This is a genomic window from Methylovulum sp., assembly GCF_028687615.1.
GTDB lineage: Bacteria > Pseudomonadota > Gammaproteobacteria > Methylococcales > Methylomonadaceae > Methylovulum.
The window spans coordinates 17,119-30,698 of record NZ_JAQTZU010000021.1; the positions used below are offsets into that span (position 1 = coordinate 17,119).

Here is a 13,580-nt window from a genome sequence, read left to right on the forward strand (position 1 = left end):
GTTTTTAAATGAAACTTATGATTAAGATGCAAAAACGGCGGGCAAAAAAATAGGCGGTTTTTGCAAACCGCCTCAAGAGTATTAGGAAGGATATAACGCAACTTTCAGCCATTAAGCTCTAAGAGCTTTAAAAGTTAGGTTAATAATATCAACACATAGTGCAAATAAAAATGTGACATATTGTCGCAGGAGCAAATTAAATCAATATGATATTGTCTTTGATATACAAATGCTTGTGCAAAATATCCCCAACAATCTGCTGTTCCTGTGATTGTGGCTTTCGTTCTGCTTCGTTCAAATCGCCAGGTCAACCCGTTTTCTCGAACTAAAAAAACGGTAGGCTTTAATATTTATTGGATCTATTTTTCAATAAGTTAGTCATTAAAAAATGTGAATTGCAGCGCATATCTCATAATCTCGTTCCAGCGTGTCCGCCAATTTTTCCGCCACCATGATTCAAAATAGTTTTGAACCTTTCCCCCGTGTTTCGGAAATGATCTAGCAATGACAAGATAAAAACGTCCCTTGTCAGGGTTCGGAATGGTTTCCGAAAGTTCAGGCGGACATTGTGTTGCCTGGGTTTATTTCTTAAGGGTTTTGTAGTTCTGTGCTAAGCACCTATCCACAAAACCCGCATGACACCGCTCACTTGGAGAATTAATCAATGAACAATAAAACGCAGGCAAACAAGGCCTACAGCACGGGGCTATTTAGCTTAGCCAAATTAACGGCGATGCTGACGCTGGTTTTTGCAACAGAGGCGGCTTATGCCGAACCTAGCCGGTCAACCAATATCATATTGACCAAGGATGGGGCGCATTTGATCAACCTCAACCAGGACAACCATTCAGTCAGTATTTTTAAAGTCAACGCCGCCGGAACGGGCGGCAACTCGCTAAAAAAAGTTACGGAAATTGCAGTGGGTTTTGAGCCGCAATGTGTTGCCGTGAAACCCGATAACAGCGAAGCTTATGTCACGACTGCCGACGGTTCGGTCGTGGTCATTTCATTGGATGTGGGCAATACGCCTTTTTCTATTTTAAAACGTATCGTGGTCGGTACTGAGCCGCGCGGTTGTGCGCTAACTCCAACGGGTAATGTACTATACGTTGCCAACCACACCTTGGGTACGGTATCGATCATCGACACGGCCACCCGTAAAGTGGTTAAAACGGTGGCAGGTTTTAACCGTCCTTATGCCGTCGCCATATCCGATAATGGCAATAACAGCGACACTGATGAATTTATCTTTGTCAGTGAGTTTTTAGCCGAGCAAATCCCCAATGGGCCGGGTGAGCCATTTGATACGGGCAAACGTGGGGTTGTCCGTGCGTTTCCTTTTGGGCTTGCGGTATTTTTGCAAAAAATAGCCTTGTCACCGCTTCAAGACGCCGGTTTTACCGCAGACCGTAGCGCGTTTTGTCCCTTGACCAATGCCAATTTGCAAAGCCAGGTCTACTGTCCTGATGTGACGGGCGGGCCTGGCGACCCTGATAACGTCAATGCCGCGCAAGGGGCGTTTCCCAATCAGCTCCATGCCTTGCTGATCCATGACAATAAACTGTATGTGCCTAGCATCGGTGCCGCCCCTGCTCCTCCGGTCAAATTCAATGTCAATGTCCAGGCCTTGGTGCATGTTGTCGATCCGGTTTCATTGAAAGAAATCAAAGCCAACACCGTCAACCTGAACGCCCAAATCAAAACCGAAACCGCCCCTGCCGATCCTTTTAGCAGTTTGGGTAAATTATTTGGCAACGATATTGTCGCCATAGATGCCAAAGCCAATAATTTCGCCTTGGTCAGCCGGGGTGGCAACTATGTGTTACGCGCGGGTTTGGTAGGTGGCAAACTGAATATCGGCGCACCTAACAATGTTGTGCGCCTGCAAACTGGGCATATACCGACAGGCATTGTCATCAGTGGTGACGGCAGCCGCGCTTACACCAATAATTTGGTCGGACGTTCTGTGTCGGTGCTGAATTTAAGCAATAATACGGTGGTTGCAACGGATATTGAATCGACTTCTTTGCCGCTATTAGGCAGTTTTGAACATAATTTGTTGATGGGCAAACTGACATTTTTTACGGCCTTAGGTGTGCCGGACAATGGCTTGGCAAGCTTGCCGATACGCAGCATCAATCCCTTGGCGTTTCGTGGCAAACAATCGGACAATGCCTGGAGCACTTGTGCATCCTGCCATCCCGCCGGTTTGGCGGATGGCGTCACTTGGATATTCGCCGATGGCCCACGGCAAACCATTTCGCTGGATGCGACCTATTCCAAACGCAGTGCGGCACATGATACACGCTTGTTAAACTGGAGCGCGGTGCGCGGTAGCAATACGGATTTCAACAACAATTCGCGTGCAGTCCAAGGTGGTACTGGGTTTACCACGAATCCGGCGGCGGTGTTTAATCATGGCCCGACGCAAGGGGTTAGCGAAGCCTTGGATGATGAAACCTTATGGATTCAAAGCATACGGCCTTTGCAGATGCCGCAAGGAAATGTCGCAGCGGGCCGTAAGCTCTTCCAGGACAATTGTGCTTCTTGCCACGGCGGGCCAAAATGGACGAAAAGCCAGATCCTCTATCGTGAAAATCCGGCCTTGCTTGCCGGTGCGCCTCGTGACCCTGGCGTCACCTTAGCCGCCGGTGGTGGTGGGCAAATCCAATCCTTCACTTTAGATGGCAAGACCTTGGCGTATCTGGAAAAAGTCGCCACGTTCGATGGTGCCAATCCGCTGGAAATAAAAGGCAATGGCACCAAGGCATTGGGTGGCGATGGCTTTAACGTACCGTCCTTGTTGGGTGTGCGCTTTAACGCCCCTTATTTGCATAATGGTTCAGCCTTGCAATTGACGAATGTGTTTGCCAAGCATGGACTCAATGGCGGCACGATAGCCAATCAATTGGACGCAACCAAGCAGGCCAATCTGCTTAAATTCCTGAATACGATTGATGGCCGTACGAAACCGTTCACTTCTGACGCTGATGATTTCAGAAAGCCTTAATTCTAGAAAAATCATTTCATCCACGAAAAACACGAAAATTTTCAAAGAGATACCGAACTGTAGGCCGTCATCCAAAGGGTGGATAGCTAGATCAACACAACATTCCGATTTCTTTCGAGTCTTTCTTGATTTTCGTGGACTGGTTGCGGTTTTTAGGTTAATTAAGTTAGCGGCCTGTTGTTTATAACTGACCGCTGATCCACTATCGGGCGGCACAGCGTAAAACTGTGCCGCCCGATTTTTTTGTCTAGGAGTCCGTTTGTCAATGATGCGGCGATGGCCCGCTGTGAAAACAGCTTTGTATACCACCCTGATCGGGTTTCTGGTTTGCCCCATTGGTCTGGCAAGTGGTCTGGCAAGCTCCGATCCCAGCCTATTGTCCGCGCTTAAGTCTGGTCGCTTTGACCTTTTCCTGCGCTATCGTTTTGAGGCAGTCGAGGATGCCACGCCAAACTTGGCCCCGGCGTATGCGTCAACCTTGCGTTCAGCCTTGGGCTATCGGACAGGGGCTTTCCACAATGCCGATGGATATTTGCAAGTGGAGGATGTGCGCGTGGTCGGTGATGACAAGCTGTATAACGACGGTGGCGCGAATGGCGTCAGCCAAAGGGCGGTCGTCGCCGATCCTGAAGGTTTTGAGTTGCAGCAAGGGATTTTCCGTTACAGCGGTTTGCCGCGTACCGTGTTTACCGTAGGCCGTCAGGAAATCACCCACAGGCAAGCCCCGCTACATCGCTATATTGGCAATGTGTTGTGGCGGCAAAATTGGCAAAATTACGACTCGCTGCGTTTGCTCAATTTGTCTATACCTCACACGACGCTGGATTATGCCTATGTTTGGCAAGTCAACCGCATTTTTGGCGGGCATAACCCTCGCCCCGATGCCGGGCATTTTGAAATGGACAGCCATTTATTCAATCTCCAATACGCTGGCTTAAGATTCGCCAAATTGGAGGCTTACAGTTATTTGCTGGATTTTACGACACCCACCTCAACGGCCTTATCGACGGCGACTTTGGGTTTACGTCTGCAAGGCGATAAGCCAATCATGGGCAAAGCTCGGCTATTGTATGTCGGCGAATATGCCCGGCAACTGGATTACGGCAGCAATCCTAACGCCATCAGCGTCAGTTATTTGCTGGCCGAATTGGGCGTGAATTTTACCGTTGGCGGTTTTTTGCAAAGCATGGCGGTTAAATTCAGTTATGAACGCTTGGAAGGTAAGGGCGGTGTCAACGCATTCCAGACGCCGCTAGGCACTAACCATGCGTTCCAAGGCTTTGCCGATAGGTTTCTCGTCACGCCACCCGATGGCATACGCGATTATTTTGCCACCTTAAGCTTCAAATTTGCCGGGAGCACCCAATTGATTGCGGCTTACCACCATTTTGGCGCAGACCAGTGTGCGTATGCCTATGGCGACGAAGTCAATGTGGTGCTGGAACAGCCCTTCGGCGAGCAGCTTTTGGCGGGTGTCAAATACGCCGATTATCGTGCTGACAGCAATCCTGCCAACCTCATCCGTAATACCCAAAGCGGCCAAGCTTATGATTTGTCCAAATTCTGGGTTTATCTGCAATATTCCTTCTGAAAAAAAACAGCACGGCCTTTTGTCGGCAAATTTTTTTTAGTTGGGCATGAACCCTTATAACTTTTAGGGGAAATAAGGCTAAGAAGGACTTTTGTTTGGTTTTAGGTAGAATGACCGAATTTAACTACGATGCCAGGAGTAGCGATGATTCGTCATGCCGAACAAACGCAAGGCCTAAACGAAATAGCCCAAGAGAGTGAAAAGCAAGGCTTATTATTGATGGGCAAGATCGCTAATCAGGATCGTAAAGCTTTTGAAGACTTGTACTTTGGCTATACCCCCAGAATAGGCAGGTTTTTGATGAAATTGTTAAAAAAACGGGAGTTGGTCGATGAGGCGGTCAATGATGTCATGCTGGCGGTCTGGCAACAGGCAGGACGTTACGATCCGGCACAAGGCAAGCTTTCAACTTGGTTGTTCGGTATTGCCCATAACAAGGGTTTGAAACTATTGGAGCGGCAACGCCGCCATCAATGCGAAGAAACTTTTTTAAGCCAATCATCTCCTTCTGAAAATGGGCAAGAGCCTTCCGGCGTCGATGCCGAGTGGATCGGCTCCGACAATCCAGAGCGGACGGTTATGGGCTGGGAGATGGGCGAGCATTTGCTGTGGGCGATGGAGTTGTTATCCCTTGAACACCGTACCGTGATTGAATTGGCGATAAATGAACAGTGCAGCTATCAAGAAATTGCCTTGATTACCGATTGTCCGGTCAATACCGTCAAGACCCGCATGTTCCATGCCCGCAAAAAATTGGCGGAATTGTTAGCCAGTAAAGATTATCCATAGGCTGGTTAAAGGCAAAATTCTTGTTGAAAATAATGCCTTGCGATCCCCCCTACCTGTTAATTGATTTTAAATACACGGTATGAATTTGAAAAATAGTGACATTACTATTCCTGTTGCCCTTGGGTCCTTTTTTCCCCAAAATTTGGAAGAGTCCGCATTGATGAACAGAAAAGCTGACGATGGACATGGCATAGTCGCCGAATTGCTGCCTTGGTATGTAAACGGTACGCTGGGATCTAAAGAGCAAGAATGGGTGGCGGGGCATTTAGCCGATTGTCCGAAATGCCGTGTTGAGCTTGAGCAATATCAACAACTTAGCAGCGTAATTTCAAACAATACTGAAACACCGGATTGGCAGCCTTCTCCAGCCCATTTTGGACAAATTTTGTCCGCCCTTGATGCTGAAGAAAATGGAGTGATTAGAAACGTTGCCGTGGTAAAAAAGCCCTCGTTTCTTGGGCAATGCGCCGATTGGTTGCAAGCCCAGGCCAAACCGCTAGTCTGGGCATTGGCGTTGGAAACCATCGTGTTGGCGGCCTTGGTTTTGTTTGTGGTGTTGCCACGGCTTGACCAACAAACCTCCGGGCAAACGGTATTTCAAACCTTGTCGGATGCCCACGCGCCCACTGTTGCCGGACTGCCTCGCGTCCACATCGTTTTTGCCGACGATATAATGATTGGTGATTTGCGTCTGTTGCTGGTTTCAGTAAACGCGCGGCTAGTCGATGGCCCGTCAAAGCTGGGGGTTTATACCGTCGAATTGGCGACGGTGGGCAATCCTGATGCTACGGCTCTGGCAATCGCCACATTGAGAAAACATTCTAAGGTCAAACTCGCCGAGCCTGTGCATCCGTGAACCCAAAATGCCGTGGCTACCGGCTAATCCTGACGCTGGTTTGGTTATTGGCAAGCACGGGATGCGGGATGTTGCCTTTAGGCACAAATAGTCTCGCCAATACCCCCAAGCAGTTGCAGCCTAAGCAAATTATCGTCACCTTGTCGGAAAATAACCGAAGGCATTGGCTGGCGATTGATTATGAACTGCGAAAAAAATACGCCCTGCAATGGACAGGCGAGTTTCCGCTGACGTCCATCCGTGTCAATTGCCTCGTTTACCGTGTGCCCGAAACCCTTGCTGTTGACGAGTTGATCCATCGTTTGGGTGCGGACAAACGGATACAACTGGTGCAGGCCAACCAAGTGTTTGCCGGATTACAAGGCGGGGAAAGCGATGCCTATGCAGGTTTGTCTTATGGCCCGCAAACCATCCATGCCGATGCCGCCCACAAGATTAGCACGGGTAAAGGCGTGGCAATCACCATCATCGACACGGGCGCGGACAAGAACCATCCTGATTTGAAAGGGCGAATCGGACAGATCCGCAATTTTGTCGAAGGGGGCGAAGAGTCATTTAGCGAAGACCTTCACGGTACGGCGGTGGCGGGCATCATTGCCGCCCGCGCCAATGATGGCCTGGGCATTTACGGCATCGCCCCCGAAGCCGATATCGCCCAGTACAAAGCGTGTTGGTACATCCTACATTCTGATGATAAAGCCTTATGCAGTAGCTGGACGCTGGCAAAAGCCCTGGATGCGGCGATCACTTCAGGCAGCCGCATCATTAATCTCAGCCTCAGCGGCCCCGCCGACAAATTGCTCCAACAACTGCTAGAAGCCGCCCATCAACGGCATATTGTTTTGATAGCCGCCGCTACAGAGGGTGGTGAACCCGGATTTCCCGCCATTTTGGATTTTATTGTCCCCGTCCTTGCCTCCGGTCCCGATGGAAAAACTACGCTACCTTCTTGGGCGGCAAACCGCCATCCCTTGATAGCACCAGGCATTGAAATCCTGACCACCACGCCAAGGGAGGGTTATGATTTTCTGTCCGGCAGTTCTATGGCGGCAGCCCATGTCAGTGGCACGGTGGCGTTATTGCTGCAATACCAACCCCAGCTTAAACCTGGGCAAATTCAAGGCGTTTTACAAGCGACCAGCCAAGCCAGTGCATTAGGTGGCGCAAAAGTCATTGATGCTTGCCGGGCTTTGCTGGCTTTAGGTGCGAAGGTGGCTTGTCCATAAACGCTGGCTAGAGATTTTGATAAACCAAGTTATTTCTTATCAACCGGTTTTAAGGCACAATTTGGGACATAGCCATTAACCACAATGCTTCGATGCTGAATAAAACCCCATTCAAACCCGCCTGGTGGTTACGCAACCGCCATTTCCAAACCCTGTATCCGGCCTTATTACGCAGGACGCCCAAAGTCCCGCACTTATGGCGCGAACGGATAAGCACCCCTGACGGTGATTTTTTAGACTTAGACCATTGCGGAACAGGGGCTGGGCCACGGGTGATTTTGCTGCATGGTTTGACGGGCAGTTCCGGTTCCGGTTACATCAAAGGCCTGCAAGTGGAGTTTTTGCGTCGGGGTTGGCGCAGTGTGGTGATGAATTTTCGCGGTTGTAGCGGCGAATCGAATAATAAAGCCCGTTGTTACCATTCCGGTGAAACCGAAGATATTCAATTCGTCTATGAAAGCTTGCGCCAGCGCGAACCCGGCACACAGTGTGCCGCAGTTGGTTTTTCCCTAGGCGGCAATGTCTTGCTGAAATGGTTGGGTGAACAGGGCGGTCGCGTGGACTTGGCGGCGGCGGTTGCCGTGTCCGTACCCTTGGTGCTTAACCTGTGCGCCAGCAAACTGGATAACGGTTTTTCCAAAATCTACCGCGCTAACTTATTGAAGAGGCTTAAGACGTACATGCGTTTGAAACAAGCGCATTTGGAGCGTAACGGCCACCAGGCCGAAGCGGAAAAAATCAGGCGATTAGGCGATTGTTCCAAAATCAGCTCGTTCTGGCAATATGATGATGTCGTGGTTGCCGGTTTGCATGGTTTTAAGGATGTCCATGATTATTACCAACGCTCCAGCTCACGGCAATTTTTAAAACACATCACGGTTCCCACGCTAGTCATCCAGGCCGATGATGACCCGTTTATGACTTCGGCGGTGCTGCCTGCGGTGGATGAATTGTCCGCCCATGTGCAACTGGAAGTCACCTGTGGTGGCGGACATGTCGGTTTTGTCGCCCGTCAAAAGTTTTTTAAGCCGTATTACTGGTTGGAACAGCGGATTCCTGAGTTTTTGGGGCATTATTTGTGATGCTTTCTTTCAACTAAAACAAAATTACAAAAAGAAATAGTTGGATGATGTCATCAATTGGTCGCCTGATTGGAATTGGTGTTATTTCAAAGGTGAACAGTTGTTCGCCATTACAGCGGATCAAGGGCTGTTGGGCAGATTCTTAAAATATTGCACTTGGAACTTGAATCAACGTATTCTGGGCAAGAGTTTAAAAAACAGCGGGCTTGATAGGAAAAAGAACAAACCACATGAAACCATACCTGGACTTACTAACTAAAATCATCGCCGAAGGCCATCACAAAGCTGACCGGACTGGCACGGGTACGCTGTCACTATTTGGGCATCAGTTACGTTTTAACCTGCAAGAAGGCTTTCCGTTGGTGACCACCAAAAAAATCCACATCAAGTCGATCATCCATGAATTGCTGTGGTTCCTGCAAGGCGATACCAATATCGCTTATTTACGGGATAAAAACGTCAGCATCTGGAACGGATGGGCGGATGGACAAGGCGATTTAGGCCCGGTTTACGGTAAGCAATGGCGTTCCTGGCCGACGCCGACGGGTGGGTCCATCGACCAAATCAGCCAAGTCATCACGCAACTGAAAGAAACGCCCGACAGCCGCCGTATCATTGTGTCGGCTTGGAATGTGGCGGATTTGCCGGATGAGAGGATCAGTCCGCAAGCCAACGTGGCGCAAGGCAAAATGGCCTTAGCCCCTTGCCATGCCTTGTTTCAGTTTTATGTCGCGGATGGCACCTTGTCATGCCAGCTTTACCAGCGCAGTTGCGACACTTTTTTGGGCTTGCCGTTTAACATTGCCAGTTACGCGCTATTGACGCATATAGTCGCGCAACAAACGGGTTTGCAAGTCGGTGAGTTGGTTTGGACTGGCGGCGACGTGCATTTGTATCTGAACCATCTGGAACAAGCGCGGCTACAATTGACACGGAGTCCGTTTCCTTTGCCGCAATTAAGCTTAAAACGCCAACCCAACTCCTTGTTCGACTATGATTTCGATGCTTTTGAAATCAGCGGATACCAAGCGCACGACACGATCAAAGCCAAGATTTCGATATAGCGGCACTGAACCAAACAAAAGAAAATACTGAAAATTGACATCTATACGTCCCTGTTTTAGAGTTCGCCCACAACCATTCTGACTCAGTGGACACCGGTTGTTTGATAATTATAATTTAAAGAGGAGTGACAATCATGGCTAGACCTTTAATACAATTGGCATTGGATTCGCTGGATTTTGACCAGACCCTCAGCCTTGCCGAACAAACCGCGCCGTATATCGACATTTTTGAAATCGGCACGCCCTGCATCAAACACAACGGCGTGGAACTGGTGAAAGCCCTACGCGCTAAATTCCCCGACAAACTGATTTTGGTTGACCTGAAAACGATGGACGCGGGCGAATACGAAGCCACGCCGTTTTATGCCGCCGGTGCCGATATTTGCACCGTGCTGGGCGTGTCCGGCATGGCGACTATCGCCGGCGTCATCAACGCCGCCAAAGCCCATCGTGCCGAAGCGCAAATCGACCTGATCAACGTCCCCGACAAACTCGCCTGTGCCAAGGCCGCCGCAGAATTGGGCGCAAACATCATCGGCGTACACACTGGCCTGGACGCGCAAGCCGCCGGACAAACCCCGTTTGAAGATTTGCAAGCAATTGCCGGATTGGGCCTGAAAGTGCGCGTTTCCGTCGCTGGCGGCATCAAACAAGCCACCGTCAAACAAGTCGTTGAAGCCGGTGCGGACATTATCGTCGTCGGCGCGGCGATTTATGGCGCGTCATCCCCTGCCGAGGCCGCGCAGCACATCCGCGACATTGCCGATGGCAAATCCACCCATCAACAAATGATCACCAACAAAATCGGCGACATCCTAAATGCGACCGACCAAGCCAATGCGTTCAGGCTCACCCGTATCCTGGACAAGGCCAAGCGCATTTTCCTGTCCGGCGCGGGCCGTTCCGGCCTGATTGCCAAATTTTTCGCCATGCGCCTGATGCACAGCGGTTACACCGTCAGCGTCGTCGGTGAAATCGTCACGCCCAGTATCAAACGCGGCGATTTGCTGATCATCATCTCCGGCTCCGGCGAAACCGAGCAATTGATCGCGTTCACCAAACGCGCCGTCGAACTCCGCGCCGATATTTTGCTGATCACCGCCAAAGCGGGCTCTACCATTGGCGACATGGCGGACGACGTGTTCCAAATGGGTGCGCCAGAACAATACGGCAAAGTCCAAGGCATGCCGATGGGAACCATATTTGAACTGTCCACTTTGTTCTTCCTGGAATCTTATATCTCGCATCTGATCCACGAAAAAGGCATTGCCGAAGAAGAAATGCGCTACCGTCACGCGAATCTCGAATAAACGGCTACCACGCTTATTTCAATAAGCCGTACAGCCAATTAAGAAGGGCAAGAAGTTTTCACGAAGGGGTAACTCCGTAAATTTCTTGCCCTTTGTGTTTTGCCCCCTGGATTTAGCCCTTTAGATTTTTTAAATGGCCTGCCTGCTAACCCCCACTGATTTTTGCCAAATAACCGATTAACGCATCATGATACTTGAGCTTCGGGTAAAAATTATATAGTATTGCCCCGAAACAAACTGGAGCTTGTGACGATGAAAACAATAACAACACCCCCTTATTTAGCGATGCTTGCCGGATTGACCGCCATGCTGTTGCCGTTAAACGTACCTGCAAACGAAGATGCCAAGCCATCCCCCCATAAACTATACGAAAACAACTGCGCCAGTTGCCACGGTTCCGACCACGGCGGCTATCTGGCTCCCGCGCTCAATGCCGATACCCTCAAAGGCCGCAGCCCGACCGCATTGCGCACGATAGTCATGGCGGGCAGCTTCGACACCTTGATGCCTCCGTTCTACGGCAAATTGACCGACGACGAGATTCGCGGGGTCATCAAGCATTTGCAAACCGCGCCGAAATTGCCCAATCCGGCGTGGACGATAGACGATATGAAAAAATCGCTAAAAATCTACGTCAGCGACGAAAGCAAACTGCCGGAAAAACCGACGTTTGCCATCGACAATATGGATGACGTGATCGGCGTGGCGGCTCGCGGCAAATACGGACGCGGTGACGGCTCACGGGCCGTGTTCATCAACAGTAAAACCCACCAAAAAATCGGCGAAATCCCCACCGGCACTGCCGCGCACATTATTGACTACAACCCTGCCAACCCCCGTTGGGCTTACGTCAAAACCGACACGGCAGAAATTTTCAAAGTCGATTTGTATTCCATGCAAGCCGTGCGTAGCATCAAAACGGGCTGGAATGGCCCCGGCATGGGCGTATCGCGTGACGGCAAATACATTATGGCGGGCTCCTTCGTACCGCACAACGCTGTGATTTTGAACGCCGACACCTTAGAGCCGTTAAAAACTTTTGAACTCGAAGGCATAGACCCGGACGGCAAACAAGTCTCGTCCGATTCCGGCATGATTATTGGCACACCGTTCGCCGACATTTTCGCCATCGCCTTGGAAAACGCCGGACAAGTTTGGGTGGTGGATTTGACTGAAGGCTTTCCCGTCACCCGCATCACCGACGTGGGCCGCCATTTGCATGATGCGTTCCTGACGCACGGCGGGCAAAAACTGATGATCGCCTCTTACGATGACAGCATCGTCGCCGCCATCGACTTGAAAGAGCGCAAAATCATCAAAAAACTCGAAGCGGGCTGTGTGCCACATGTGGGCGGTGGTTCAGCGGTGGTCGTGGATGGGCGTACGTTAGGTTTTGGCACCAACTTTGGCGATTGCGACAAAACCGTGGTCAGCGTTTGGGACTTGGACAAAATGGAAGTCGTCAAACAAGTGCCTGTCGCTGGCGGCACCGAATCGCCAGCAGCCCACGCCAACGCGCCATACGTCGCCGTGGACATCATCAGCAAAGACCGCCGCGCCCGCACTATCCAGTTGATCGACAAAAAATCCTTGGAAGTCGTCAAAACCTTGGATGTTGGCGGTCACGCTTACTTCCCGGAATACAGCGCGGACGGTAAATTCTTGTACGTCAGCGCGGGCTACAACGGCGATGAAGTGGTTGTATACGATTCCACCAGTTTGGAAAAAGTCGCTTCGGTCGGCATGGAAAGCCCGGCGGGAATTTTCTCGCACGGTCGTGTCCGCTACATGACCCGTGGCCTGTCGCCTGATGATCTGGCGGCGCGTGACGGTGGCTTGCCAGGAGCAAAAAAATGAACCGCTGGCTATTTTTAGCAGGGCTGCCATTGGCATTATCGGCACACACCGCCCACGCCACCAGCATCTACGCCGGACAAGCACGGGCGGCGGCAGTGTGTTCACAATGCCACGGCATCCGCACCCCGTCCAACGATTCGGTGTTCCCGACGTTAGCTGGACGCGATGCTGATTACCTGAAAACCGCGCTCAAGCAATACCGCGACAAAACCCGTAAATCCGACATTATGAACGCCATTGCCGGTTCATTGACGGATGACGATATTGCCAATGTCGCGGCGTATTACGCCAAGTTGAAACCGTAACAACAGCACAAAGTAGGGCGCAATAACCAACGGGCATTGCGCCGAATTTGAAGCCTCATCCGGTGCAATACGCTAACGCTATTGCGCCCTACACAATTGTCTTACTCAATATTGACGATGAAACAATCACTACTCTTAGGATGCTTAGTTGCAACTGGCTTGTTACAAAATGGCTGGGCAGAACCACTACCCGCAAGACAAACCGAACTCCGCAACCTGCTTAAAAACGATTGCGGAGCTTGTCATGGCCTCACCTTAAAAGGCGGAATGGGGCCAGCGTTATTGCCGGAAAACCTCGCCGGAAAACCGGACGGATTATTGGTGACAACGATTTTGGAAGGCCGGAAAGGCACGGCTATGCCGCCCTGGAAGCCGTTTATGAAGCGGGAAGAGGTGGTTTGGTTGGTTGGGGTTTTGCGGGGCGGGAAGTCAGAAATTGAGTGATCGGGTCACGCTATCGCAACCCGATCTGCAAAACAACTTGGTTACC

At 50.6% G+C, this 13,580-nt stretch carries 11 protein-coding genes; all 11 read left to right on the forward strand.

Annotated features, from left to right (window positions below):
* Positions 1–664 precede the first annotated feature (664 nt).
* The 11 genes from PHH59_RS12775 to PHH59_RS12825 all read left to right on the forward strand — a co-directional run bounded on the left by PHH59_RS12775 (position 665) and on the right by PHH59_RS12825 (position 13,534).
* Positions 665–3,010 (forward strand): hypothetical protein, encoded by a 2,346-nt coding sequence (locus PHH59_RS12775; RefSeq protein WP_300016699.1) that lies wholly within the window; start codon positions 665–667, stop codon positions 3,008–3,010.
* Between the two features lie 286 nt (positions 3,011–3,296).
* Positions 3,297–4,601: a hypothetical protein gene (locus PHH59_RS12780; RefSeq protein WP_300016702.1), complete on the forward strand. Its 1,305-nt coding sequence runs from the start codon at positions 3,297–3,299 to the stop codon at positions 4,599–4,601.
* Between the two features lie 144 nt (positions 4,602–4,745).
* Positions 4,746–5,390, forward strand: a complete 645-nt coding sequence (locus PHH59_RS12785) for a sigma-70 family RNA polymerase sigma factor (protein ID WP_300016704.1) — start codon at positions 4,746–4,748, stop codon at positions 5,388–5,390.
* A gap of 160 nt (positions 5,391–5,550) precedes the next feature.
* On the forward strand, positions 5,551–6,246 hold the full coding sequence (locus PHH59_RS12790; protein ID WP_300016707.1) for a zf-HC2 domain-containing protein: 696 nt from the start codon (positions 5,551–5,553) through the stop codon (positions 6,244–6,246).
* Positions 6,243–7,472 carry a S8 family serine peptidase gene (locus PHH59_RS12795; protein ID WP_300016710.1) on the forward strand — a complete coding sequence of 410 codons (1,230 nt, stop codon included), beginning with the start codon at positions 6,243–6,245 and terminating at the stop codon, positions 7,470–7,472. Before PHH59_RS12790 ends, PHH59_RS12795 begins: the two co-directional genes overlap by 4 nt.
* Positions 7,473–7,564: 92 nt before the next feature.
* A complete protein-coding gene (locus PHH59_RS12800; RefSeq protein WP_300016713.1) occupies positions 7,565–8,554 on the forward strand; it encodes a hydrolase in 990 nt (329 codons plus the stop codon).
* Positions 8,555–8,784: 230 nt separating this feature from the next.
* The gene (gene thyA / locus PHH59_RS12805; RefSeq protein ID WP_300016716.1) at positions 8,785–9,618 is read left to right on the forward strand and encodes a thymidylate synthase; all 834 of its coding nucleotides are present in this window, start codon (positions 8,785–8,787) and stop codon (positions 9,616–9,618) included.
* Between the two features lie 134 nt (positions 9,619–9,752).
* A complete protein-coding gene (hxlAB, locus tag PHH59_RS12810; RefSeq protein WP_300016719.1) occupies positions 9,753–10,928 on the forward strand; it encodes a bifunctional 3-hexulose-6-phosphate synthase/6-phospho-3-hexuloisomerase in 1,176 nt (391 codons plus the stop codon).
* A 306-nt stretch (positions 10,929–11,234) separates the two neighbouring features.
* Positions 11,235–12,785, forward strand: a complete 1,551-nt coding sequence (locus PHH59_RS12815; protein ID WP_300016840.1) for a nitrite reductase — start codon at positions 11,235–11,237, stop codon at positions 12,783–12,785.
* Complete coding sequence (locus PHH59_RS12820; RefSeq protein WP_300016722.1) at positions 12,782–13,090, forward strand: cytochrome c; 309 nt, start codon at positions 12,782–12,784, stop codon at positions 13,088–13,090. The genes PHH59_RS12815 and PHH59_RS12820 overlap by 4 nt, the downstream gene beginning before the upstream one ends.
* Before the next feature lie 117 nt (positions 13,091–13,207).
* Positions 13,208–13,534: a cytochrome c gene (locus PHH59_RS12825; protein WP_300016725.1), complete on the forward strand. Its 327-nt coding sequence runs from the start codon at positions 13,208–13,210 to the stop codon at positions 13,532–13,534.
* The last annotated feature ends 46 nt before the right edge of the window (positions 13,535–13,580 follow it).